Annotated in this window: 23 protein-coding genes; 11 read left to right on the top strand and 12 right to left on the bottom strand. The window is 47.3% G+C overall.

Annotated features, from left to right (window positions below):
* Positions 1-77: 77 nt before the first annotated feature.
* The 6 genes from SDE_RS00485 to SDE_RS00460 all read left to right on the top strand — a co-directional run bounded on the left by SDE_RS00485 (position 78) and on the right by SDE_RS00460 (position 4,244).
* Positions 78-638: an RNA polymerase sigma factor gene (locus SDE_RS00485; protein ID WP_011466583.1), complete on the top strand. Its 561-nt coding sequence runs from the start codon at positions 78-80 to the stop codon at positions 636-638.
* Entirely contained in the window at positions 631-1,011 is a 381-nt protein-coding gene (locus SDE_RS00480) for a DUF6768 family protein (protein WP_011466582.1), read from the top strand. The genes SDE_RS00485 and SDE_RS00480 overlap by 8 nt, the downstream gene beginning before the upstream one ends.
* 162 nt (positions 1,012-1,173) lie before the next feature.
* Positions 1,174-1,542, top strand: coding sequence for a helix-turn-helix domain-containing protein (locus SDE_RS00475; protein ID WP_011466581.1), 369 nt, complete (start codon positions 1,174-1,176; stop codon positions 1,540-1,542).
* A complete protein-coding gene (locus SDE_RS00470) occupies positions 1,536-2,834 on the top strand; it encodes a type II toxin-antitoxin system HipA family toxin (RefSeq protein ID WP_011466580.1) in 1,299 nt (432 codons plus the stop codon). Before SDE_RS00475 ends, SDE_RS00470 begins: the two co-directional genes overlap by 7 nt.
* A 59-nt stretch (positions 2,835-2,893) precedes the next feature.
* The gene (locus SDE_RS00465) at positions 2,894-3,652 is read left to right on the top strand and encodes an SDR family oxidoreductase (RefSeq protein ID WP_011466579.1); all 759 of its coding nucleotides are present in this window, start codon (positions 2,894-2,896) and stop codon (positions 3,650-3,652) included.
* 34 nt (positions 3,653-3,686) lie between these two features.
* Entirely contained in the window at positions 3,687-4,244 is a 558-nt protein-coding gene (locus tag SDE_RS00460; protein WP_011466578.1) for a peroxiredoxin family protein, read from the top strand.
* 3 nt (positions 4,245-4,247) lie between these two features.
* On the opposite strand, the gene SDE_RS00455 is transcribed toward SDE_RS00460, so the two are convergent.
* The gene (locus SDE_RS00455) at positions 4,248-4,652 is read right to left on the bottom strand and encodes a VanZ family protein (RefSeq protein ID WP_011466577.1); all 405 of its coding nucleotides are present in this window, start codon (positions 4,650-4,652) and stop codon (positions 4,248-4,250) included.
* Positions 4,653-4,805: 153 nt separating this feature from the next.
* Between SDE_RS00455 and SDE_RS00450 the strand changes: the two genes are divergently transcribed.
* Positions 4,806-5,459 carry an oxygenase MpaB family protein gene (locus SDE_RS00450; RefSeq protein ID WP_011466576.1) on the top strand — a complete coding sequence of 218 codons (654 nt, stop codon included), beginning with the start codon at positions 4,806-4,808 and terminating at the stop codon, positions 5,457-5,459.
* 58 nt (positions 5,460-5,517) lie between these two features.
* Here the strand turns inward: SDE_RS00450 and SDE_RS00445 are convergent, their stop codons facing one another.
* The 6 genes from SDE_RS00445 to SDE_RS00420 all read right to left on the bottom strand — a co-directional run bounded on the left by SDE_RS00445 (position 5,518) and on the right by SDE_RS00420 (position 11,708).
* The gene (locus tag SDE_RS00445) at positions 5,518-7,308 is read right to left on the bottom strand and encodes a pentapeptide repeat-containing protein (RefSeq protein ID WP_226986458.1); all 1,791 of its coding nucleotides are present in this window, start codon (positions 7,306-7,308) and stop codon (positions 5,518-5,520) included.
* A 320-nt stretch (positions 7,309-7,628) separates the two neighbouring features.
* A complete protein-coding gene (locus tag SDE_RS00440; protein WP_041323956.1) occupies positions 7,629-8,228 on the bottom strand; it encodes a cytochrome c3 family protein in 600 nt (199 codons plus the stop codon).
* A gap of 11 nt (positions 8,229-8,239) precedes the next feature.
* Entirely contained in the window at positions 8,240-8,758 is a 519-nt protein-coding gene (locus SDE_RS00435; RefSeq protein ID WP_011466573.1) for a nitrate reductase cytochrome c-type subunit, read from the bottom strand.
* Between the two features lie 3 nt (positions 8,759-8,761).
* Positions 8,762-11,257 (bottom strand): nitrate reductase catalytic subunit NapA, encoded by a 2,496-nt coding sequence (gene napA / locus SDE_RS00430; protein WP_011466572.1) that lies wholly within the window; start codon positions 11,255-11,257, stop codon positions 8,762-8,764.
* Entirely contained in the window at positions 11,257-11,541 is a 285-nt protein-coding gene (locus SDE_RS00425; RefSeq protein WP_011466571.1) for a chaperone NapD, read from the bottom strand. The genes napA and SDE_RS00425 overlap by 1 nt, the downstream gene beginning before the upstream one ends.
* A complete protein-coding gene (locus SDE_RS00420; RefSeq protein ID WP_226986457.1) occupies positions 11,538-11,708 on the bottom strand; it encodes a periplasmic nitrate reductase, NapE protein in 171 nt (56 codons plus the stop codon). The genes SDE_RS00425 and SDE_RS00420 overlap by 4 nt, the downstream gene beginning before the upstream one ends.
* Before the next feature lie 184 nt (positions 11,709-11,892).
* Here SDE_RS00420 and SDE_RS00415 point away from each other — a divergent pair, with 184 nt between their 5' ends.
* Positions 11,893-13,527, top strand: coding sequence for a methyl-accepting chemotaxis protein (locus SDE_RS00415; RefSeq protein ID WP_011466569.1), 1,635 nt, complete (start codon positions 11,893-11,895; stop codon positions 13,525-13,527).
* A 36-nt stretch (positions 13,528-13,563) separates the two neighbouring features.
* On the top strand, positions 13,564-13,938 hold the full coding sequence (locus tag SDE_RS00410; protein ID WP_011466568.1) for a response regulator: 375 nt from the start codon (positions 13,564-13,566) through the stop codon (positions 13,936-13,938).
* Positions 13,939-14,002: 64 nt separating this feature from the next.
* Here SDE_RS00410 and SDE_RS00405 read toward each other — a convergent pair whose 3' ends face one another.
* The 4 genes from SDE_RS00405 to SDE_RS00390 form a co-directional block, all read right to left on the bottom strand.
* Positions 14,003-14,779 carry a 4'-phosphopantetheinyl transferase family protein gene (locus SDE_RS00405; protein ID WP_011466567.1) on the bottom strand — a complete coding sequence of 259 codons (777 nt, stop codon included), beginning with the start codon at positions 14,777-14,779 and terminating at the stop codon, positions 14,003-14,005.
* Positions 14,780-14,841: 62 nt separating this feature from the next.
* The gene (locus SDE_RS00400; protein ID WP_011466566.1) at positions 14,842-16,539 is read right to left on the bottom strand and encodes a GGDEF domain-containing protein; all 1,698 of its coding nucleotides are present in this window, start codon (positions 16,537-16,539) and stop codon (positions 14,842-14,844) included.
* A 198-nt stretch (positions 16,540-16,737) separates the two neighbouring features.
* Complete coding sequence (locus SDE_RS21005) at positions 16,738-17,619, bottom strand: DsbA family protein (RefSeq protein ID WP_011466565.1); 882 nt, start codon at positions 17,617-17,619, stop codon at positions 16,738-16,740.
* 237 nt (positions 17,620-17,856) lie between these two features.
* Positions 17,857-18,540 (bottom strand): c-type cytochrome, encoded by a 684-nt coding sequence (locus SDE_RS00390; protein ID WP_011466564.1) that lies wholly within the window; start codon positions 18,538-18,540, stop codon positions 17,857-17,859.
* A 302-nt stretch (positions 18,541-18,842) separates the two neighbouring features.
* On the opposite strand from SDE_RS00390, the gene yihA reads away from it, so the two are divergent.
* Positions 18,843-19,484 (top strand): ribosome biogenesis GTP-binding protein YihA/YsxC, encoded by a 642-nt coding sequence (gene yihA / locus SDE_RS00385; protein WP_011466563.1) that lies wholly within the window; start codon positions 18,843-18,845, stop codon positions 19,482-19,484.
* 620 nt (positions 19,485-20,104) lie between these two features.
* A complete protein-coding gene (locus tag SDE_RS00380; RefSeq protein WP_011466562.1) occupies positions 20,105-20,659 on the top strand; it encodes a PEP-CTERM sorting domain-containing protein in 555 nt (184 codons plus the stop codon).
* An 88-nt stretch (positions 20,660-20,747) separates the two neighbouring features.
* On the opposite strand, the gene polA is transcribed toward SDE_RS00380, so the two are convergent.
* Complete coding sequence (polA, locus tag SDE_RS00375) at positions 20,748-23,528, bottom strand: DNA polymerase I (protein WP_011466561.1); 2,781 nt, start codon at positions 23,526-23,528, stop codon at positions 20,748-20,750.
* Between the last annotated feature and the right edge of the window lie 527 nt (positions 23,529-24,055).

Genomic DNA, 24,055 nt, shown 5'->3' with positions numbered 1-24,055 from the left:
GGAGTACTGTATTGTTGTGCTCTTGCAGCGTCAATGGGCAATGAACCATTTTAGACATTAGGGCGTCCTCTGTAGCAATGAAGCACGACAGTGAACAAATTTTAAACGAGTGGCTGGTCGCTGCCGCACAGGCGGGCGATTCAGCAGCGCTCCAGCGCCTTATTGCCCGCTGGCAGCCGCGCCTGCTCAGCTATAGCGTATCGCAATTGCAAGATAGAGAAGCCGCTCAAGATGTTGTGCAAGAGGTAATGCTGCAAATAACAAAAAAGCTGATGCAGCTACAGGACCCGGCCGCTTTTCCAAAGTGGGCCTACCAAATTTTACAGCGTCGCGGCATTGACTGGATACGGCGCAAACAAACGCGCAGAAAGTACGAGCAGCCCATGCCCGACGACGAGTCCCATGTGGAACTAGGCGGCACCACTACGCCCGATCACGCGCAGAATATCTCGCTACAGCAGGCGTTGCACAGCTTAGAGCCAGAGGCTCAACAAATTATTCGCCTTTTTTATATGGAAGGCTTTAGCGTCCAAGAAATTGGCAGCATTATCGATAAACCGGAAGGCACAGTGAAATCTCGCTTGTTTGCCGCCCGCAATAAGTTAAAACAGGTTTTGGAAGGAGGTCATCATGACTAACATCGACGATAAAATTTTAGAAACATTATGCGAAGAAGATCGTGAACTTTTAAGCACATACATCGAAGATATGAATAAATGCCGCTTAATTACCGAAAGCTTCCGCGGCAAACAGAAGTTTTACATCATGCTGGTATGGGCAGATATTCTGTTTTTTACCCTGCTACTTATTTTTAGCGTTTACCAGTACTTTACCACCGAAGCCATTGCCGAAAAGCTAACCTGGATGGGCGGATTCGTATTAAGCGTACTGGCTATATCCCTAATGAAAATGTGGTACTGGATGGAGCTAAACAAACTCGCCGTAACCCGCGACATAAAACGCGTAGAACTCCAAATATCCCTACTGGCCCAAAAATTAGACACAAAATGACGCTGTAAACTGTAAGCTTAGCGGTAAAAAAATACACATTAACCATAATTACCTCATCTAATGAACACAAATATACCCATTAAGCAATAAGCTGTTCCCTATCCCCACCAATAGGTATATATTTACCCATAAAGCTTATTTATTTGGCATAGAGGGTAATTTATGACCCATAAAAATCAAGCTATTAGCTACGCGCTCTCCGACAGTGCTATTGCCCACGAGCTGGGCCAACGGCTTGAACAACTGCGCCTAGAAAAAAACATCGATCAGCAAACCCTAGCCGACGAGCTGGGCATTACCCGCAAAACATACCGCGCACTCGCCCACGGCGAAGGCAAAATGGTGAACTTTATAAAAGCCATGCGCGTATTGGGCGAGCTTGAGCAATTAGATAAGTTGCTACCCGCCACAACATTTAGCCCTATTGAATTACTTAAACTACAGGGCAAACAGCGCCAGCGCGCGCGCACCACAACCAAAACATCTAGCAAGCACACGCATAGCCCGCCAGAGGAAGACTTAGATTGGTAGCCCAAGTTGCACGCATAGAATTGTTTGGCCAATGGGTAGGCGCATTAGCTTACGATGCCACCAGCCGCGTGGCCACCTTCGAATACGCCCCCGACTGGCTCGATAGCGGCATAGAAATAGCCCCGCTGCATATGCCCCTAGCCAAGAGCAAGTACCGCTTTCCCGCTTTGCCAGAGCCCACCTTTAAAGGCTTGCCTGCCGTATTTGCCGACAGCCTGCCCGATGACTTTGGCAACGCCGTCATTAATGCCTGGCTTGCCAGCCGCGGCCAAGACCCCAGCGCCTTTAGCGCCATAGATAGATTGCTGTACACCGGTAGCCGCGGCATGGGCGCGCTCGAATATTCGCCGGTAATAAACCGCGATTCGCACGCCCCCGAACAGCTAGACCTAGAAAGCCTAATAAACATGGCGCAAAGGGTAATAGACAACCGCGCCCGCATAGATGCCCCCGCCGACGGTGAACACGGCTTATCTGACTTATTACATGTGGGTACCAGCGCAGGCGGCGCGCGCTCTAAAGCCGTAGTAGCGCTTAACTCAGATCGCAGTCGAATTCGATCTGGCCAACTTAATGCACCTGCAGGGTTTGAACATTATTTAATTAAATTCGACGGCGTAAGCGAGCTGCACCACAACAGCGAACTTTGGGGCGACCCACTTGGCTACGGTTTAATGGAGTATGCCTACTCGCTAATGGCAAAAGACCTTGGCATAAATATGATGCCCTGCGAACTGCTACACGACGGCCCGCGCGCGCACTTTTTAACTAAGCGCTTCGATCGCATAGGTAACCAAAAAGTACACGTACTTACCCTGTGCGCCATGGAGCACGCCGACTACAAACAACCCGGCGGCTTTAGTTATGAGCAGTTGCTAACCACCGCCCGCAAATTGCGCCTACCGCGCGCCGATGCCGAACAAATTTTTAAACGTATGGTATTTAATATTGTTGCGCGTAACCACGACGACCACACCAAAAACACCGCTTTTTTATTAGATGCCAACAACCAATGGCGTCTGGCCCCAGCATACGACATAGCCTACTCCTACAAGCCCGGCTCGGCGTGGGTAGATCAACATCAAATGTCGCTTAACGGCAAACGTGATAATTTTACTCGCGCAGATTTAATGAGCATTAGCAAATTAATAGGTAATTTTGACAAACGCGCACACGACATTATTGATCACACCTTAGAGGTCGTTAGCCAATGGCCAACCTACGCTAGCAATGTGGGTGTGTTTGATAACCTCAAGCAAACCGTAAACGACAATTTACGTTTAAAAATATAAGCCAGCTAAACCACAATCATTAAACAACTAGCAAGCAGCCAACTAACTGAGAGGCGACTATGCCAAAAACCATTTTAATTACCGGCGCATCATCGGGCTTTGGCGAGGCCTGCGCTAAAATTTTTGCCAAACAAGGCAACACACTAATTCTTGTTGCACGGCGCAAGCAGCTGCTGGATGAACTTGCCGATAACTTAGGCAAACAATGCGACGTGTATACCGCGCAAGTCGATGTGAGCCAGCCCGCATCTATAGCCACATTTTTTGAACAATTACCGAGTAAGCTTGGTCCAATAGACACACTCATCAATAACGCCGGTTTGGCGTTGGGCTTAGAGAGTGCAGATAAGGCAGATATTAACGATTGGGAAACCATGATAAACACCAACTGCTTAGGCTTGGTACATTTTACCCGGCAGGTATTGCCCAGTATGGTTGCCAATAACTTGGGCCACATAGTAAACATTGGCTCTACAGCCGGTAAGTGGCCCTACCCTGGCGGCAATGTGTACGGGGCAACCAAAGCGTTTGTGCAGCAATTTAGCCGCAACTTACGCGCCGATCTACTTGGTAAAAATATTCGCGTAACCAATATCGACCCAGGTATGGCAGAAACGGAATTTTCTAACATACGCTTTAAAGGCAACAACGAAAAAGCCGAGCAGGTTTATCACAACGCCAAACCCTTAACCGCACAAGACATAGCCGAAACAGTCCAGTGGGTATGTAACCGCCCTGCTCATGTGAATATTAATTCGCTGGAAATAATGCCGGTTTGTCAGGCTTGGGGTGGGTGGGAGATAGATCGTAATTGCTAAATACTAATCGCTAGTTAATAAAAGAGAGTTAAATATGAATCGTTTAATGGCATTCTTGTTTATAGTTTTTTCCATCCAAGCGTTTGCGCAGGAGCAGATTGAGGTTGGCGTAAAGGTTGGGGAGAAGGCGCCGGAGTTGAGTGTGGTGGATGCTCAGGGTAAACCGCAAACACTCGCCAGCCTAACCGGCGAGCAGGGCTTGGTGGTGGTGTTTTTTCGGTCGGCAGATTGGTGCCCGTTTTGTAAGCGCCATTTAATAGAAATTAAAGATTGGGTAAAACCGCTGGGCGAGAAAGGCTTTAATGTTGTGGGTGTATCGTACGATAGCCCCGCTACCCTCGCGGCATTTAGCAAAGCTAAAGATATTAACTTTACTTTACTGGCCGACCAAAATGTAGCAACCGTAAAAGCCTACAACATAGTAAACAGCGGCTACAAACCCGGCGACGACAACTACGGCATACCCTACCCTGGTGCGGTAATTATCGACAAGGCCGGCGTGGTGCGTTACAGCTATTTTTATGAAGGCTACAAAAAGCGCGTACAGTGGCAAACCATTGAGCCTGCACTAAACACACTTACTGCTAAATAAATATTAGCTGTTTACCTGTTGGCGTTTGCGCAAAGTATTCATTACAAACGCCAACAACGTAAATAGAGAAATACCAATTGCATCTGCGATTAAATCATTTATATCCATTGTACGACTCGGGAAAAACTGCTGCGTAAACTCTTCCACTAACACAAATACCAACACCCCCGCTGTACCCCAATACACTTTTAGCCTGCCGCTCAACAAACCAAAACACCTAAAGCTTGTAGTAATAATAGCGCCCAAGGTTAAACAACCAAATAGCAACACATGCCCTAACTTATCGCCATTGGGTATGCGCCTTACAAAATCAAAAAATATGCTCGGTTGGCCTGTATTGGCGAGGTAAATAATCCACAGTAAAAACAGAGCAAAACAAATAGTAACAGCGGCAATCAACTTCTGCATGTGCTGGGCCTTTATATAAATAAGTGTGCTAATAAACTGATTAAATAGGTAAGCAGGCTAAGACTCACAACCAGCCAATTAGTTTCCAAGCTGGTATATACTTGCAGGCAATTCACACCACAGCCAATAACGCCACTAAAAAGTGCTTAACGAATGACCTCACCCAACCCTATTGCCACGCTTTACTACAAAAAATACCGCAATCCATTTCGGTTGGGCTCGTACGTGGGGTTTATTCGCGGTTTTTGCGCCAAGCCTATTGCGCCCTACTTAATTGGCGAATCGCAATTAAATGCAGATACACTGCAACGTTTAAGCCGCTCGCGCGACGCCGTGCGCACTATGGTTATAGAAGGGTTAGATAGCGATGCGGCAAATAAATGGTTCCAAACCATGGCACTTGGGCATAAACACGTAGCCCTAGACGATACACACTACCTATATGTACTCGCCAATTTTTACTTAGAACCTTTGCGCGTACTGCGCCAACAACATAAAAACTTAACCAAGCAAGAGCACGCACACTATTTAGCATTTTGGAATAAAGTAGCCACCAAAATGCAACTAACCAATATACCCACCACCTACCTACAGTGGCTAACCCTGCGTAACAACTACGAACGCGAACACGCTGGCGCATCGGCAGAATCTAAACTGCTTATGCAACGCTGCTTATATTTAGTAGTGAATTTTTCTATTCCGTTTGGCTTTAGGGGAATATCACGCAGAATAATCGTAAACCTACTACCGCAAAAACATCGCGATTGGTTTGGCTTGGCAGCGTGTAGGTGGTTGCGAGTTTGTTAGGCGATAGAAATGTAAGGGGCCAGCGGTATTGGTATTTAGCCACGCTGGCCCAATCGAATTAAATTTCTTGCAGTGGGTTCAACATTTTAACCGAGTAGCACTCTACCACTTGGCCTTGTTTAATATCGCCAATGCTTTTCTTAAGTTTTACTTTTACTGGCTCGAAGGAGAATAGGTCGCGGTGTTCGCTGTAGTGTTTTACGCGGTCGGAGGCGAGTACTTGACCGGGTTCTGCGGCAGCTTCTAGGCGGGCGGCCATGCTTACTGCAATGCCTTCTAAATCTGAAAGCTCGGTAACTTCGTTGTGTACCACGGCAATTTCGCCCAACTCTACACCTACGCGTACTTCAAAACCTGCTGCAGTTAGTACGCCTTGAATCATGCAGGCGCAGGCCAGTGCGGCAGAGGCGTTGCGGAAGGTCACCCGCAAAGAGTCACCTTCCATATTGGGGTAGCCCGCTTGCCATTTTTTTAAGATAGGTTTAATAAGGCCGCGAAACAGTGCGAGCTTATCGGAAAGTTCGTCTTGCCCCCAGGAAGAAAAGCCTTTTAGATCCATAAACACTACGGTAAGCATTCTTATTTGCTCGCGTTCGTGTTCGGCAGCCAATTCTAATAGGCGCGGCCAAAAGCGTTCTTTTATTTGAGCTATTTCTTCTTTTAGTTCAATAAGCATTTTGGTGTTGGTGCGCAACACTAAGTGCGCGCTTAAAATGCGTTCGGCTTCTTTTTGTAGCTCTTCTTTTAATTTGGTTGGGTTGAGTTGGCCGTATTCTTCTATATTAAACGCAACCAATGTTCCACCGGCAACTTCTACAATAGTTTTTAAGCGAAGAATTACGCCCCAGTGGGTTGCCTGCAAATGTTCAATAAGAATGGGAATGGTGGCAATTTCTTGCGACGATAAACGGTGTGGGTATTTTAGTTCTATTGTGGCCGCTTGCGTATACAAGCGCTCAAATTCGTGGCGGCGATACGTTGTTTTGGATTTACCCGTGCTACCCCACAGGGCAAAGTCGCAGCGAATGTGGGCTATCTTCCAGCCCTTCATTTCTATTTTCCACAATTTGGTGCCGGTAATATTGGCCTTTTCTAAACTGGCTCCCACCAACTTTGCTTCGCGCAAATCGCAACCGGTTAGGTCGGCGCCATCAAATTCCAAACCGCTCAAATCGGCTTTACGTAAATCTACGCCATTTAATTCTGCATTTTTAAAATTGGTGGAACAAAATTTTGCATCGCGTAAATCTGCTCGGCGCAAGTTAGCACCAGAGAAGTTTGTATAAGAAAGATCTGCACCGGTAAGGTTTGCATCTTCTAAATCTAAACCAGATAAGTCTAGCTTGGCTAACACTTGCCCCTCTAGATTGCTGCGCGCAAATGAACAGCCCTGCAAATTTAAGCCGCCTAAATCGTGGCCGCGAAAATCCATTTTTTGCATGCACGCGCCGCGGGTATTGGCCGTAAAAATACTGGCCCCTTGAATAACACAATCGGTTAAATTTGTTTCTTGCAGGTTGGCGGCAATAAGTTTGGCGTTGCTGAAATCGTTTTTAATTAAGGTAGCACCGCGAAACGAGGTGCTAATAAGGCGGGCATTTTTAAAACTGCACTGGGTAATATGTGCATTGTTAAATGATAAACCCGAAAAATCTATACCGTCTAAAACGAGGTTGGTGAGCTCTATGCCATCGAGTACAGGCGTTATGCTTGGGTTAGCGCGACGCCACTTGTTCCACACTAATGCGCCCTGGGTGATGATTTTGGTTAATTCACTCAGTGAGTCCATGGTTTTGGTATTGCCCGTAGATAAGGTGTGCTGCATAACGCGATTCATATTTTGTGGCATACAAAATGCCATGCTGTACAGAGGATTCCTTTGCTAAATACTGCTCACGGCACCCAAGGTGGCGCGTAAATACACACTCAGGAACCTTAAAATGAGTATTCAGAGGAGAGCGCAAGTATACCCGCTAGACCCGTTGCATAAAAGCAAAGATGGCGCGTGAGACAATATGTCGCAGGTACGGCTAGGTAGGCAGCAAGCTATAAGTTCACAATAAGTAACGAGTGGAAGATAAGCAGATGAACAAGGCTGCGATTTGCCCTACTCATCTACTTTAATTGGTGCTGCTTTTGGCCAGTGTTCGTTGTTAACCGAAAGCTATATTACTGCCAACCCTCAACGCCCTTCATATTAGGCAAGTGGTGAGCAATACCTTTATGGCAATCGATACATGTTTTTTCGCCTGCAGCTAAGGCCGTGCTGTGTTGAACCGATGCGCGCGCACTTTGACGAGTGAAATCCATATATTCAAAGTTGTGGCAGTTGCGACACTCTAACGAGTCGTTAGCTTTAAGCCGTGCCCATTCGTGCTGCGCTAATTCTAAACGTTTAGCTTCGAATTTTTCGCGGGTATTAATCGTACCGAATATTTTGCCCCATACCTCTTTGGAAGCTTGCATTTTGCGTGCAATTTTATCGGTCCACTCGTGCGGTACGTGGCAATCTGGACACGTAGCGCGCACGCCTGAGCGGTTACTAAAGTGAATGGTAGCTTGTAACTCTTGATACACGTTGTTTTCCATCTCGTGACACGAAATACAAAACGTTTCGGTATTGGTTGCTTCTAGCGCAGTGTTAAAGCCACCCCAGAAAATAATACCGGCAACAAACCCGCCCATTGTTAAGAACCCAATGCTGTAATGCACACTGGGGCGGTTAAAGAGTTTCCAAGCAAACTTAAGATTAGCAATTAATTTTTTCACGTAGTTTCTCGCTATTCTTCATGTTCATTGGGCTGAACAATTAGGTGGTGTACATCTTTAAATGTATTTTCTATTAACGGGTCGCGCTCTACTTGCGGTACGTGGCACTGAGTGCAAAAGTATCGTCGCGCAGAAACATCCGCTAAGAAATTTCCGTCTCTATCCATAAAGTGGGTAACACTAATCATAGGTGCTTGAGATTCTTCTACGCGGGTACGCGCGTGGCAGGACATACACTTGTTTGCTTTTAAATCTATTTGATATCCCGTAATTTTGTGTGGAATGGGCGGTGGTTGCATAGGGTAAGCACGATTAAAACGTAAGTCTTTATTCTGCTCATCTTGCAATGGCGCTGGGTCTGGGTTTTCGTTATTTAGCGCTGTGCCTTTACGCAAACTTGCCACTTGATTTTTGCCGTCGGCATCTACATGCATCAATTCTTCAGCAGCGTAAGCACTAGCAAAAGATAGGGCCACTATGCCTAAAGTGGCGATTATTAGTTTTGGTAAATGTCGCGTTGAATTTTTCATCTCTTATACTCGCTCCACTTTTACTGCACATTTTTTAAAGTCGGTTTGCTTAGAAATGGGGTCGGTCGCATCTAAGGTGACTTTGTTAATTAGTTGGCGTGCGTCAAACCAAGGTACAAACACTAACCCTTTAGGTGGCTTGTTGCGGCCACGTGTTTCTATGCGCGTAATAATGTGCCCGCGTATAGATTGCAGTTTTACTTTATCGCCGCGTCGCAAACCCGCACTGCGCGCATCCTCTGGATGCATAAAACACACGGCATCGGGGAAGGCTTTATACAGCTCGGGCACACGCTGTGTCATAGAGCCGGAATGCCAATGCTCAATAACGCGACCGGTGCACAGCCAGAACGGATATTCTTTGTTGGGCGATTCCGCTGGTGGCTCGTAGGGCAGCGCGAAAATAATTGCTTTGCCATCTGGTTTGCCATAAAACTGTACACCTTTGCCTTTTTCTACATAGGGGTCGCTGCCTTCGCGATAACGCCACAACGTTTCTTCGCCGTTAACAACTGGCCAGCGCAAACCGCGCTCTTCATGGTAGCGATCAAAGTCGGCTAAATCGTGGCCATGACCGCGACCAAACTCGGCGTATTCTTCAAACAGCCCTTTTTGAATATAAAAACCAAACGCATCGGCTTCTTTGTTTTCGTAATCTTTACTTACTTGCGCGAGCGGAAATTTATTTACCTTGCCGTTTTTATATAAAATATCGAACAGGGTTTTACCTTTTGCTTCGGGCATTTTGGCAATTAGGTCTGCTGGCCATACTTCTTCTACTTTGAAATATTTGGAAAATTCCACAAGCTGCCACAGGTCAGATCTTGCATCGCCAGGTGCATTAACAAGTTGATGCCAAAATTGAGTGCGGCGTTCTGCATTGCCGTAAGCACCTTCTTTTTCTACCCACATAGCGCTGGGTAAAATCAAGTCGGCAGCTTGGGCGGTTACAGTTGGGTATGCATCGGAAACCACAATAAAGTTTTGTGGGTTGCGATAGCCCGGCAACACCTCTTCGTTAATATTTGGCCCAGCTTGCACATTATTGTTTACTTGCACCCAGTAAGCGTTGATTTCACCGTCTTTTAGTTTTCTGCTTTGCAATACGGCATGCGCACCAACTTTTTCAGGAATGCTACCTTCTGGTAGCTTCCATATTTTTTCTGCGTAGGCACGATGCTTTGGGTTTGTAACAACCATATCTGCAGGTAGCCGATGCGAAAAAGTACCCACTTCGCGTGCGGTACCACAAGCAGAAGGCTGGCCGGTTAATGAAAATGGGCTATTACCTGGTTCAGATATTTTGCCGGTTAATAAATGAATATTGTAAATAAGATTATTCATCCACACGCCGCGCGTATGTTGATTCACCCCCATAGTCCACAGAGACATAACTTTGATATTGGGGTCGGCGTAGAGCTTGGCTAGCTTAATTAATTTGTCTTCACTTACACCACTTATTTCGCTGGCTTTTTCGACGGTGTAATCTGCAACAAATTTTGCGTAGGTTTCAAAATCAATAGGTTCAGAAGCCCCTGCACTATCGGCATTCTTGGCCGCTTTTTGCAATGGGTGTTCTGGGCGCAGGCCGTAGCCTATATCTGTTGTGCCTACGCGGAAGTTGGTGTGTTTTTTAACAAAATCCCAATTTACTTTTTTATTTTGAATTATGTAGTTGGCAATAAAATTGGCAATTGCCAAATCGGATTGTGGCGTAAACACCACGCCCAAGTCGGCCAAATCAAAACTGCGATGCTCGTAGGTAGACATAACCGCAACTTGTACGTGCGGGTAACTTAAACGACGATCGGCAATACGCGTCCACAATATAGGGTGCATCTCCGCCATGTTCGAGCCCCACAAGACAAAGGCGTCGGCGTGTTCGAAGTCGTCGTAGCAGCCCATGGGCTCATCAATACCAAAGGTACGCATAAAGCCACCCACTGCAGATGCCATACAGTGGCGCGCGTTCGGGTCGATATTATTGCTTCTAAAACCCGCCTTCATTAATTTAGATGCGGCGTAGCCTTCCCACACAGTCCACTGGCCAGAACCAAACATTCCAATGCCTTCGGGGCCTTTTTCTTTGAGCGTTTTTTTAAATTTTTCTGCCATGATGGTGAAAGCTTCTTCCCACGTTACTGGTTCGAATTCGCCATCTTTGGCATAAACACCATTTTTTTTGCGCAGTAACGGCTGAGTAAGGCGATCTTCGCCGTACATTACTTTTGATAAAAAGTAGCCTTTTACACAATTAAGGCCCCGGTTAACGGGCGATTTAATATCGCCATGGGTGGCCACAACGCGCCCCTCTTTAGTGGCAACATTCACACTGCAGCCGGTGCCGCAAAAGCGACATGGCGCTTTCGACCAAACTAATTTGTTGTCTGCGGCGGTGGTAACAATATTGGTTGCTGCAGCGGGTACGGCAACGCCTGCGGCGGCCGCAGCGGTAGCCAGTGCCTGATGGCGTACAAAGTCTCTTCGTGTAACGGTCATTACAATGCCTCTCTTAGGGCAGATTCACTTTCGGCGTGGTGGTAAACAAGGGTGGTGGATATCACCCCCTCGGTAGCGGCAAACTCGTCCATATAGTCGCGAATGCGCTGGGTATCTTCGGCCTCGGCCAGCACCAGCAATTTTTCTGGCTGCTCGGTCTGGCATATCTCTATATCGGGGTTATTGGCATAGGCTCGCAGTATTTTTTCGGCAAAGCCATGCTGCACAAGCAGAATAAAACTTGTGATATGCACCGGCTCTTGCGCTTGCTGTATTTGGATCATGCGGTTGGCGGCCCCCATATCATTTGGCTAACCCATATAAGTAGGCCATAACCGCCCACCAGCATTACCGATAACAGGGGAAAGAGGACAATGGTGATAAACATAAACATGCGCCGCTCTTGGCGCTTTTCTACCTGCATGGCTGGATCAGTTTCCATTTCGGACATAGTTGGCCTCCCGTTAACCCGCTTTTTGTATAGGTAAAGTAAAACACCCAATGCGGAAACAAGTTTTGAGGTAAATCAACTAATGCTGGAAAGAATTGGGTCTATAGTTAGTAATGCAGCGATAGAATTATTCTCACGTCACTGGTTCTATCTCATTTTGAAATAAAAACAGCGAGTACCTATTATGGAATGGTTTAACGATCTCTCATTCCGCTGGAAGTTACGTCTTCCCTTGGCCCTTATTGGCCTATTAATGGCTTTTATAGCCCTTATGGCGATGATGATTCTTAGTGAAATAAGCCGCTCTTCAGCGCAGGTAACTGAGAACAATTTACCAGCTACGGAGTTTCTACTAGAGGCAGATCGCGATTTGCACCAATCGCTTATTGCAGAGCGGACTTTAGTGTTAAGCCCTGCCAATCAAGTAAACGCCAGTGAATTGCGCAAAACACTGAATGAGAACCTCGACCAAGCTAAAACCCGCGTAGCCAAGTTCGAAGCATTAATGGACGACTCGGAAATAAAGAGCTTGGTTGGCGACTTTAACCGCCGCTTTGATAAACGCAGAGCAACAACAGAGCGTTTGCTCAGTAGCTTGGATTCAAATCGCGCAAGCGCCGTGCAAATAAGTATGGGCGAAGCCGCTACCCAATTTGATGAAATGCGCGATGTGATTGATACCCTAACCGAGCTTACCCATCGCAAGTCTGTTGTGTTAAGCGATGAAATAGCAGCCAGCGCTGCGGCTGCCCAAATTAAAATGATGAGCTTATTAATTGTGGGCTTAGCACTTTGCCTAGCGCTGGGCATATTGCTGCCACGCTTTGCCGGTGCGCGGTTAAATGCGCTACTAGAGCGACTTAAATCTATAGCCGAAGGCGATGGCGACCTAACCCAGCGCCTAGAAACAACAGGTAAAGATGAGTTTGGCCAAATAGCCCACGAGTTCAATGTGTTTGTGGCTAACTTACAAGAAAGTATCGCTAATGTAGTGGCGGTATCCAATCAGCTTGCAGACAAATCTAACTACATTGATAAAGAAAGTAACTCCACCAGCCAAACCGCCGATCGCCAGCGCCAAGAAACCACCATGGCGGCAACCGCCATTAACGAGATGAGCGCAACCGTGTTAGAGGTAGCGCGCAATACTTCCAGTGCCGCCGACTCAGCCAAAAGTGCAGATCAATGTGCCGTAGACGGACAAAAAATTGTGACCGCCATGGCGCGCGGTGTAGAAGCCTTAGCGGAAGAAATAGAAACTTCATCTAGCGCTATTAATTTACTTAAGGAAGATTCGGTAAGTGTTGGGGCCGTACTGGATGTGATTCGCGGCATAGCCGAACAAACTAATTTATTGGCATTGAATGCCGCTATTGAAGCCGCGCGCGCGGGCGAGCAAGGCCGCGGCTTTGCAGTGGTAGCCGATGAAGTACGCACCCTGGCCCAACGCACGCAAGAGTCTACCCAAGAGATACGCGAAGTAATTGAGCGCCTACAAGGCGGTGCAGATACCGCGGTAGAGCGCATGACAGGCAGTAGCCGCAAAGTAGGCGAAAACGTCGATGCCGCCAATAACGCAGGCGCAGCATTAGCCAATATTACCGAGGCGGTAAAACAAATAGTGGATTTAAACGTGCAAATTGCCAGCGCTGCAGAAGAACAAACCACGGTAACCGAAGAAATTAACCGAAATATGGTGAATATTTCTGAGCAAACCGAAATAACCGCAGAAAGTGCACAATCACTGGCCACAGCCGCGCAAGAGCTGCGTAATTTATCGGATAATTTGCATCAAACCGTTGGTCGCTTTAAGGTGTAACTAACACTCCTAGCCCTTAATAAGGTAAACCCGTCAATGTCTATTGCACATACAATTTTAGTGGTCGAAGACAATCCCGATAACCAGCAGTTAGTAACTTGGATTTTAGAAGACGAAGGGTATACGGTTGTATGTGCAGACACAGCAGAAGACGGGTTAAAGTTACTGGAATCGCACAATTTCACACTTATTCTGATGGATATTTCTCTACCCGGCATGGATGGCAAACAGGCAACGCAGCAAATTCGCAACACACCCGCTATTGCTTCTATTCCAATTATTGCCCTCACCGCACATGCAGTGCAGGGTGAGCGCGAAAGTATTATGGCCAGTGGCGTAGACGAGCTACTTACCAAGCCGCTAGATGAGGTTGCTTTAATACAAAGAATTAAAGAGATGATTAACCGTTAGGTCACCATTTAGCTTTTAAGTTTTAAATTTTAGATTTTAACTTACAGCTTTTAACATATGTCGATTAACTCTGCGTTCCCGTCATCATTAAAAACGGATTAGGGTGTTCGCGTTTTTTCTTGCCATTGTCGTAATCTACCGAGGCCAAGTTTTCTTCTAACACTATTCTATTGGCAAACGCTTCGGCACTAAAACTGCCCTTTAGCGCTACAGCCAAAATCGCATCGCCAATGGTGTAAGCAGCTGCACTAAAAGGTTGATTGTTATCGCACTCTATTGCGTAGGTTTTGCCCTTAATAAAATGTGCGGGCAGCATAAGTTTGCGTTCAGAGAACACAGAAGAATCTTTTACTTTTACTTGGCTTTCCATGCAGCACCAAATGGCGCCAAACATGGCGGGCACCGTTGTGCCAAATATACCCACTTGTTTTAGGGTAACTGCCACGCTGGTGTTAAGCAGGCGCGCGGCATTGTTCCACGGCTCGCCCGAACGCATTAGGCTCTCAATATCTATACCCATATTCTCACTCGCCAGCGCAACCGCCACCCACGAATCGCAATGACTAATAGAAATAGCCAGCTCAGGGTGAGCGCGAACATAGGGTTTACCATTGGCGCTGTAGGCCAAGCGTACATCTTTAGGCTCGCAGTGCAAACGGCGACTCACCTCGGTTTTAATTAACAGGCGGCCTAATAAAAAGCGGTGTTTTAATGTTTTGTGCTTATAGCTTGCTAGGCGACTTAGCTCGTGGCGATCGAGTATCGCCTCCACAGCGGTACACCACTGCTCAGAAAAGCCTGCTTGAGGAATGGGGGTATAAATAATACGAATAGGATTCATGGGGCAGCATCATAATGCAGTTCCAACCCCTCGGTCGACAACTCCACCTTTGTATTCGCCACTTAAGGTGCAATAACACATTGATTGCGGCCATTTGCCTTCGCCTCGTATAAGGCTTTGTCTGCGCGCGCAAAGGCAGACTCGACGCTATCCTCACCCCGAAACTGTACTATGCCGAATGACATAGTGATAGTTACCGGGCTATCTTTAAACCGAAATGGCGTTTTCGCAATGGCAGCTCGCATTTTATCCAGCACAGTTTTAGCCTGCTCGGCATCAGTTTCTGGCATAACTAACACAAACTCTTCGCCGCCGTAGCGGGCCACAAAATCTACATTGCGCAAGCGTGTAGATACCACTTGAGCAACTAGCTTTAATACTTTGTCCCCCGCTTGATGGCCAAAGGTATCGTTAATTTTTTTAAAGTGATCTAAATCGCACACGGCCAGTGTTAAAGGGTGGCCATAGCGCTTAAACCTGTGCAGCTCGTGAAAGGCGCGTTCGTTATAGGCTTCGCGATTGGGCAGGCTTGTTAGGGGGTCGTGGGTGGCTTTATAGCGCTGCTCTTCCAATTGCGCGCGGGATTTTTCCGATTCCTCTTCTACTGTTTTCACCCTATCCATGAGCGCCTTAAGCTGGGCCGACAAACTTTGACTGGGCGCCGGCTGCGCCTGCTTAAAGGTGGAAAGCGCATTTTGAATAGTACGAATATGGTCGCTAACCGTCGATTGCAGATCTGGCAGGCTATTGGATTTCGCAACATCCGCCTGCAGCTGCTTAACAGATTTGCTCACGCTCGCCGTAAGCGCTTCGGCCGCACCACCGCGCTGTTGCTCTGCATCTTCTGCTACACCCAGCGCCTCGCTTATAGATACCAGCTCGCGGTTTATATTCAGCAAGTATTCGCTAAACGCTTTATCTGCCGCCAAGTAGCGCGCCATTAATATATCGCGAATATCTTCTAGGGTTACGGCCAGCGCAAACCAATCCATACCCCGGTCTATACGGTCGCGCACAATCTCGACTTTTCTGCGCACCATATCGTTGGGCTCGATACTGGTAACTAATGCCTTTAGTGTGGCGTTAATGCGCTGGGCTACTTTGGGGTAGGAATCTTCTGCGGCGGGATCATCGACTTGCGTAATGGGCGGGGTCTTTGTTACCGACTCTTTCGGCCCCAAATCACGTTCGACTGGCGCTTCGACAGGCTCGGCTGAGGTGCGGCTGGGCTTGGCTGGCGCGTTATCTTCTAGGGTTTTGCCACCCTTAATACGCTGCCACAACCCCTTATTTGGGTTGGCTGCCGCTGCTAGAGCCCGCTTTTGCAATGCACTTAGTTCGTTTACCGCTTCGCCAAATGCACGATAACTGGTTAACTGCGATTTTAGGCCCTTTTTGTACAGCGACAACTGGCTGCGCAAATCGGCGGGCACACTTAATTCCATTAAGTTATCCACAGCCGACTTAAACCAATCTAGCACCCGCTGTAACTCTTGCTCGCGCTCGCGATCAAACTCACCCACTGCCCGCTGCACTCGCTCCATCTGCTCAAACACATCTGCACCACTGCCGCCGCGCATTTTGTTTTGCAGCGCAATAAGGGATGCGTCTAATTTGGACTCCTGCCCCTTAGCAGCCACACTTAAGTGCACAATGGTTTTACGCAACAAGTCTAATTGCAGTGCGTGTTTGCGCTCGAGCTTTTCCTGCTCGTCTAAAGCGGCGAGGTATTTTTCTTTGTACCCGCTTATTCCAGTCATGCTTGTAATCCAACAAAGAGAAGCTTTTGCACCGCAAGCCTTACTTTGAACAGGCGGGTGGAAAAGTAAAAAGAGTTGTTATGAGTATAGAGCAGAAATTACAGCTGGGGAGGATGCGCGCCAAACAGAAGAGGCTAAGAAAGGGCCGAGCAAAGAGAATCGCCGAAGTGAATACTCACATCGGCGATAGAGGAGGTATTACAGCTTACCGTGGTGAATTTGGTTGGTAAGGAAATTAGCAACTTTTAACATGTCGGACTGAGACTCTACACCGCTAAAACGGGTAGAAATACGGAAGCGGCCGTCTACCACAATTTCTGGGGTTGCAGATATCATCATGCTACGAGCGCGTGCATTAGCCTGATTCACTTGGCTACTTACGGTAAACGAATTATAGGTTTCGTTGAATTTGGCTTCATCTACACCGGCGGCAACAAACAACTTGGCAATATCTGCCTGAGAACTTAATGGTTTGCGCTCGCGGTGAATAGCATTAAATGCCGCTGCACTAATTGTGTCTTGTACGCTTAACGCAATGGCTGCGAAGTGCATGCGCGCATGGGGCTCCATGCTGGCATTCCATATGGCTGGCGACTTAACCAACTGAACATAGTCGGGTAGGGTTTTCTTCCAAGCATTTACAATAGGCTCGAAGTTAAAGCAGTGGCCACAGCTGTATGCAAACACTTCTGTTACTTCAATTTTACCTGGGGTAATTGTGCGTACTGGCTGCTTGAGTACTTCGTAATGCGTGCCTTCTTGGAACATAGTAGCGGGTAACGCCTGCGACTCAACTTGCTTTTTAACGTCTTTCGCTACTTCTTTGGTTTCTTCTACTGCAGCTTGTGCTTTTTCGGCAGCCATATCTGCAGCGGCTGTAACATCATCTTTTATTTCTTTAGCCGTTGCTTTTACTTCTTGCTTAGCCGTTTGCGCGGCTTCGCTAGTTTGTTCAGCAACCTGCGCCGCTTCACTTGGTTTAGATGGCGCCTGCTCTTTGGCTGCATCACTGGTTTTAGCACTCTCACCACAAGCGGCAAGTGCCAACGTTAATCCCAATATAAGGGCAAGACGTTGCATGATTCTCTCCTAAAGTTTTAGTTAACTCGTTTTATGTTTTAAGGGAATGTGATTAGAGGTGAAGAATACACCAGAGTTGCATCGCAATCTGCTTAACGGCGCATTTTACGGATGAAAAGCTGCCTTCTCTACCCTGTCAGCTACCCCGCTTCCACCCTTGCCTCACAATTTGCGAAGGCAGATACAAAAACACCCGCAGTTAGCGGGTGTTTTTTATTCAACTAAACTAGCACGAGCCTAGTGTAAGCCAGAAATATAATTGGCTACGGCTTCTAGTTCGGCATCGCTTAAGTGCTTAGCTACGCCGCGCATAATTTGTGCGTCGCCATCGGTAGTGCGGTTACCCGCGCGGAAGTCGCGCAATTGCTTAGCAATATAGTCTGCGTGTTGGCCACCTAAACGCGGGAAGCCAGCAGGCTCGTTGCCTTTACCGGTTGGCGAGTGACAACCGCTACATGCAGGTACTGCGGTTTCTAGGTTGCCGGCGCGGTAGATCTGCTCGCCTAATTTAAGCGCGTCTACTTTTTGACCAGAGTTTAACTGTACTTCTGCTTTTTTAGCACCGCTTAACTGCATAGGCTTGCTATCGAAGAATGCCGCCAAATTAGCTAAGTCTTGATCAGACATTTTATCTAACAGGCCTGTCATTTCAGGAATGCTGCGGCTCGCGGCTTTTGGGTTGGCGCCGTTTGCGTTGCGAATAGCTTTAAGCTGATCCACTAAATATTTTTCGCCCAAACCGGCAAGCTTAGGAAACATTGGCGAAGGACTATTGCCGTCGCTGCCGTGACACGCGGAACAGCTAGCAGCTAACTTTTCGCCTTCAGCTGCATTGCCTTCGGCCATTGCGCCTTGGGCTAGACCGCCAAGGCCCAACACGACAAATGCGACTTTTAAAGTGTCTTTAAACAGATTGTTCATTTGCTCTTCCGTTTTTTACGTCATTATGATTTTTAGTTGCTGTGCGCAAGCTAGTATAGCTAAAGCACCACATTAACGTTTCATCTGCGGGTTGTGGTCGGAAACCTGTATAATAGCCAGCTCTCTGCCGGAGACCCGCCCAACCGCGCGAGCACCACCTAATGCTTGGTGTATTTTTATCGAGTTTTTACCACTTTTGGTAATTAAATATCGATATTTAAGTGCCAAGCACCCCTTGCGAGTGGGCAATTATATACACAAGCTCCGGCTATCACATCATTAATAGGCAAAGTTTACCCACAATGGCCAAAATCCACTTTCGCACTGCCCAATTTTTAATCAGCGCCCCCAGTATTCGCCAATGCCCTACCGAAGAAGGTACAGAAGTGGCCTTTGCAGGACGCTCCAATGCGGGTAAATCCAGCGCCATAAACACCCTTACCGGCAACGGTAAACTCGCCCGCACCAGTAAAACCCCCGGTCGCACCCAGTTAATTAACTTTTTTAACTTCCCTGCGGCGCCCGATCAACGCATTGTAGACTTACCCGGCTACGGCTACGCCAAAGTGCCAATGGCTGTGAAGAAAAAATGGCAGGCCGACCTTTCGGAGTATTTGCAGCAGCGCGATGCACTGCGCGGCTTGGTAATAGTGATGGATATTCGCCACCCTCTGCAGGACTTTGACACAATGATGATCAACTGGGCAGTTGAAGGTGAAATGCCCGTACACCTATTGCTTACCAAAGCCGATAAGCTAAAGCCTGGGGCCGCTAAAAGCACCCTACTTGCGGTACAAAAACATATGCGCGATGCACAGGTAGACGATTTGGTAAGCGCACAAATGTTCTCTGCACTTAAGAAGCAGGGCATAAATCAGTTAGAAGACGTATTAAACGGCTGGCTGTTGCCGCAGCACGATGAGCCAGAAGCGGCGCAGGAATAAAACAAAAAACCAAAAAAGCCCCGATGGCCTTGGGGTACACCATCGGGGTCAATGCCTAGGCTTCTAGATAGAAACCTAGGTAGGGCAATATGTTGGACACCCCACTATCTGAATCTATCCTGCCTTTTTAACTTTTTGCTTGTTGGGTCACATTCGCTGTCGCACGGCGCGTTGGTTGTGCCTGTTTACCCAAATTGCAGACAAAAAAAACCCCGGTGCGATGGGGACGCATCCGGGGAGATTGCTATTGCTTGGGGAAGCATACTCTGTCAGCAATTAATATTAGGAGGAAAACCTATGAATAACTCGCTCGTATACTGAGACTGTGGCCAACAGGGTAAGTTCAAATAAAATGTGTTTTTTTCGAAGTAAAAGTAAAGAAATGTAAATCTGGCATACAAAACCTCATAACTCACACCGAACCATCGTAAAACGCTCAGATAATGCGTACATAATCCATACTTTACTCTGAATCACTGACGAAAGATCTTACACCAAAGCATTAAAGTAGCGCATACGTAAACCTAACTCATTGATTTAATTAGAATTAATGAATCTGGCACCAAAAATGCTAACTACGTCACAGTTGTTTAATAAAAAACCAAAAGGAAAACTGAGTAATGCTTAACAAATTCACTAAAACTGTCGCCGCTTCAGCTCTACTAGGTCTTTCAATCACAGCTAATGCAGGATTGTTTGAGTTCTCGTATCTTTTTCAAGACGGGTCTTCTGTAACGGGCTCATTAACAGGCGATGCCAATGGCTTATACATTGAGAATGTAGATAATGTATCGGTTCAATTTAATGGCGTAGAGCTAAGCACGCAACTTTGGGATGTTGCATTTGTGCCAAGCGGAACAGGTGTAAATGGTGACTGGTGGGACAACCGCATAGATGGCATAGTTTCTTTTGACGCCAGCCTAAACAATTTCTTGTTTATTAATTCCGACTATCCAACAGATTATAATTTCTCTGCCTACTTTTATATGATTAACGACAATGGCTATAACAATGCTGTTGTGTACAACACTTCTAACTCAGCATCTGACGGTCCAATCAATAGCAATGCATGGTCTATTGCAGAAGTGAGCGTTCCAGAGCCTGGCACACTTGGCCTATTGGGCTTGGGGTTACTCGGTGTAGTCGCTTCACGTCGTAAACTGAACAAAGCGTAATAGTCTTTTTTGGTTTAGCCATATAAAAAGGCGGGTTAGCACTTGGTGCAGCCCGCCTTTTTACGTCAAATTACACTAGCAGAACAAGCTAGTGCGCCTCATCCCAGTTCATCCCCACACCGGCTTCAACCAATAGCGGTACATCTAACTTAAGCGCTGCCGACATAATATCGCACAGGGTGGCGGTTACTGGCTCTATTTGGTCTTCGGCAACCTCTAGCACCAATTCATCGTGTACCTGCATTATCATTTTCGCGTCTACTTTTAGGGTAGATAGCCACTTATCGACGTCAATCATCGCTTTTTTGATGATATCTGCCGCAGACCCTTGCATGGGCGCGTTGATTGCGGTGCGCTCTGCCGCCTGCCTGCGCATACCGTTACTGGCGTTAATTTCTGGCAAATACAACCTGCGGCCCATTAACGTTTCTACGTAGCCATGCTCCTTCGCGAATACACGAATATCTTCCATATAGCGTGCAACACCAGGGTAGCGATCGAAATAGGTATCTATGTAGCGCTGGGCATCATTGCGACCAATGTGCAGCTGGCGCGCCAAGCCAAACGCCGACATGCCGTATATAAGCCCAAAGTTAATGGCTTTGGCGCTGCGGCGCTGCTCTGGGGTAACGCTCTCTACACTGGTGCCAAATACTTCGGCGGCAGTGGCACTGTGCACATCCAACCCTTGGTTAAACGCGTTGGTTAATCCTTCGTCGCCCGATAGGTGCGCCATAATGCGCAATTCAATTTGCGAGTAGTCAGCCGCGACTATGCGGTAACCCTCGGGGGCGATAAACGCCTTGCGCACACGCCGCCCAGCTTCGGTTTTAATAGGAATATTCTGCAAATTGGGGTCGGTAGAACTTAACCGCCCAGTCGCCGTTACTGCTTGGTTATAGGATGTATGCACCCGCCCAGTATGGGGGTTAATCATGGTTGGCAGCTTGTCGGTATAAGTAGATTTCAACTTCGCCAAGCCGCGCTGCTCCAGTAACAGTGCGGGCAAGGGGTAATCTAAAGCCAGCTCTTGCAGCACTTCTTCTGCGGTTGAGGGGGCGCCGGTTTTCGTCTTTTTAATAACGGGGATGCCCAGCTTTTCGAACAAAATTACACCCAATTGTTTGGGCGAGGCTAAATTAAACTCTTCACCGGCCAATTCCCACGCCTCGCGTTGAATGCGCTCTAAGTCGGCGGCCAGCTCGGCACTTTGCTGGCCGAGAATAGTGGCATCAATTAATGCGCCTGTGCGCTCTACCTTAGATAACACCGGCACCAACGGCAGCTCGACATTTTCGAACAAAGACTTTATTCCTTCTACGGCCTCCACTTGTGGCCATAGCGCTTGGTGCAAACGCAGAGTTATGTCGGCATCTTCGGCGGCGTAAGGTGCGGCTTGGTCGAGTTGAATTTGGTTAAAAGTAAGTTGCTTAGCGCCCTTACCGGCAATTTCTTCAAATGAAATATTGGTGTGACCTAAATGCGCCAGCGCAAGGGTATCCATATCGTGACGGTTGGCGGTGGAGTTCACCACGTAAGATTCCAGCATGGTATCGAACGCTATACCCTGCAGGGCAATACCGTGATTTGCCAACACACTTGCGTCATATTTAAGATTTTGGCCGACTTTCTTAACATTTTCGTCTTCAAGTAACGGCTTTAGCTTACCCAGCACTTGCTCTTCACTTAGCTGCTCTGGCGCGCCCAAGTAATCGTGTCCAAACGGCACATAGGCGGCCTCTCCCGGGGCCACAGCAAACGAAACACCCACCACTTTAGCTTCCATATAGTTAAGGCTGGTAGTTTCGGTATCAAACGCGAACAGCTCTGCTTTGCTTAGGCGGTCTACCCACGCCTCTAAGCTGGCTTCGGTTAAGATGGTTTCGTAGTTATCGCGGTTAATTTCTACGGCTTCTTCGGGCGCGGCGGCTGGCGCCTCTTCTGCTGCCTGCTTAGCGTTGGGGCTAGCTTTTTTGGCTTTAGTGCCGCCCCCTTTCGAGAGCTCGGTAACCCAACCTTTAAATTCCAGTTCGGTAAACAAGGCCAGCAACGCATCGTTGTCTGGGTCGACGGGAATTAACTCTTCAAGGCTGTGCTCTAGCTCTACATCTAGTTTGATGGTTGCCAGCTCGTACGATAAAAACGCTTTGTCGCGATTATCTTCGAGCTTTTTCGCCAACGATTTTGCACCGCGCACCTCTAAGGTGGGTACCTTGTCTAAATTGGCGTAAATATCTTCTACACTGCCTAAGTTTTGCAGTAGCGCTAAGGCTGTTTTCTCACCTACGCCGGGCACGCCAGGAATATTGTCGACCTTATCGCCCATTAACGCCAAGAAATCGATAATTAGCGAAGGCGGAATACCAAATTTTTCGTTAACACCGGCAATATCCATGACGGTTTCGGTCATGGTGTTCACAAGTGTTACGTGCTCACTGACTAACTGCGCCATGTCCTTATCGCCAGTAGATACCACAACCGGTATGCCTTTTTCGGTGGCCTGTTGGGCGTAAGTACCAATTACATCGTCGGCTTCTACCCCATCTTGAATAATAAGCGGCAAGCCCATTGCGCGAATAATGGTGTGTAACGGCTCAATTTGTGCGCGCAAATCATCGGGCATTGGCGGGCGATTGGCTTTGTAATCGCTATAAATATCATCGCGGAAGGTTTTGCCCTTGGCGTCAAAAATTACTGCTATTGGGCTTTCGGGGTAATCCTTGGCGAGCTTGCGCAACATATTAACTACTCCGCGCACCGCGCCCGTGGGCTGCCCACTGGAGGTGGTAAGTGGCGGCATTGCATGGAAAGCTCGATATAAATACGAAGAGCCATCAACAAGAAGTAGCGGTAGCGACGAATTACTCATAGGAAGGGTAAAGCCAAGTGTTATGAATTAGAGCGCGTACTATAAAGGAGCCGCTTTAGTGGTACCAGTTTGGCGTGATTACACCGCGAAAGCCTTAACAAAGACTGGCGAGAAAATACGCAGCGAAAATATGCAACACAGTAACCACCAATCGTCACCCCAAATATTACGCGCCAAAAACTGTTACCCCGTTCCGGTGTTACCTCACGGTAACAACCCCGACTAGGTCACACTCACACCCCATTTTTTAGATCAATAATGAATATAATTTTATATTTTATATTCTTTTGAGATCTGTGTAGAAGGGTAACACTAATTTCGAAACCATATATGTGTTCATGAAAATGCATATATGAATAAATTACACTAAAAATCGCTATATTTCATATTTGTTGACTCTACCGCTCACTATTGTTAGTGGTTGACCGAAAAAGAGGTTTTTGTTACCTTATGTAACGTCAAGTAACAACTTGCAACTGAGACCGGCCAAAAGCTGGTATTCGGTATCAACCTTTTAGTATCAACAG

Source organism: Saccharophagus degradans 2-40, from assembly GCF_000013665.1.
GTDB classification, from domain to species: domain Bacteria; phylum Pseudomonadota; class Gammaproteobacteria; order Pseudomonadales; family Cellvibrionaceae; genus Saccharophagus; species Saccharophagus degradans.
The sequence above is the reverse complement of the archived record's forward strand: the minus strand, read 5'-3'. Positions and strand labels throughout refer to the sequence as shown.

Excerpts from the sequence above, each read along its gene's own strand:
- SDE_RS00485 (WP_011466583.1), top strand. The coding sequence starts at position 78 with ATGAAGCACGACAGTGAACAAATTTTAAACGAGTGGCTGGTCGCTGCC.
- SDE_RS00480 (WP_011466582.1), top strand. The coding sequence starts at position 631 with ATGACTAACATCGACGATAAAATTTTAGAAACATTATGCGAAGAAGAT.
- SDE_RS00475 (WP_011466581.1), top strand. The coding sequence starts at position 1,174 with ATGACCCATAAAAATCAAGCTATTAGCTACGCGCTCTCCGACAGTGCT.
- SDE_RS00465 (WP_011466579.1), top strand. The coding sequence starts at position 2,894 with ATGCCAAAAACCATTTTAATTACCGGCGCATCATCGGGCTTTGGCGAG.
- SDE_RS00460 (WP_011466578.1), top strand. The coding sequence starts at position 3,687 with ATGAATCGTTTAATGGCATTCTTGTTTATAGTTTTTTCCATCCAAGCG.
- SDE_RS00455 (WP_011466577.1), bottom strand. The coding sequence starts at position 4,652 with ATGCAGAAGTTGATTGCCGCTGTTACTATTTGTTTTGCTCTGTTTTTA.
- SDE_RS00450 (WP_011466576.1), top strand. The coding sequence starts at position 4,806 with ATGACCTCACCCAACCCTATTGCCACGCTTTACTACAAAAAATACCGC.
- SDE_RS00445 (WP_226986458.1), bottom strand. The coding sequence starts at position 7,308 with ATGCCACAAAATATGAATCGCGTTATGCAGCACACCTTATCTACGGGC.
- SDE_RS00435 (WP_011466573.1), bottom strand. The coding sequence starts at position 8,758 with ATGAAAAATTCAACGCGACATTTACCAAAACTAATAATCGCCACTTTA.
- napA (WP_011466572.1), bottom strand. The coding sequence starts at position 11,257 with ATGACCGTTACACGAAGAGACTTTGTACGCCATCAGGCACTGGCTACC.
- SDE_RS00425 (WP_011466571.1), bottom strand. The coding sequence starts at position 11,541 with ATGATCCAAATACAGCAAGCGCAAGAGCCGGTGCATATCACAAGTTTT.
- SDE_RS00420 (WP_226986457.1), bottom strand. The coding sequence starts at position 11,708 with ATGTCCGAAATGGAAACTGATCCAGCCATGCAGGTAGAAAAGCGCCAA.
- SDE_RS00415 (WP_011466569.1), top strand. The coding sequence starts at position 11,893 with ATGGAATGGTTTAACGATCTCTCATTCCGCTGGAAGTTACGTCTTCCC.
- SDE_RS00410 (WP_011466568.1), top strand. The coding sequence starts at position 13,564 with ATGTCTATTGCACATACAATTTTAGTGGTCGAAGACAATCCCGATAAC.
- SDE_RS00405 (WP_011466567.1), bottom strand. The coding sequence starts at position 14,779 with ATGAATCCTATTCGTATTATTTATACCCCCATTCCTCAAGCAGGCTTT.
- SDE_RS00400 (WP_011466566.1), bottom strand. The coding sequence starts at position 16,539 with ATGACTGGAATAAGCGGGTACAAAGAAAAATACCTCGCCGCTTTAGAC.
- SDE_RS21005 (WP_011466565.1), bottom strand. The coding sequence starts at position 17,619 with ATGCAACGTCTTGCCCTTATATTGGGATTAACGTTGGCACTTGCCGCT.
- SDE_RS00390 (WP_011466564.1), bottom strand. The coding sequence starts at position 18,540 with ATGAACAATCTGTTTAAAGACACTTTAAAAGTCGCATTTGTCGTGTTG.
- yihA (WP_011466563.1), top strand. The coding sequence starts at position 18,843 with ATGGCCAAAATCCACTTTCGCACTGCCCAATTTTTAATCAGCGCCCCC.
- SDE_RS00380 (WP_011466562.1), top strand. The coding sequence starts at position 20,105 with ATGCTTAACAAATTCACTAAAACTGTCGCCGCTTCAGCTCTACTAGGT.
- polA (WP_011466561.1), bottom strand. The coding sequence starts at position 23,528 with ATGAGTAATTCGTCGCTACCGCTACTTCTTGTTGATGGCTCTTCGTAT.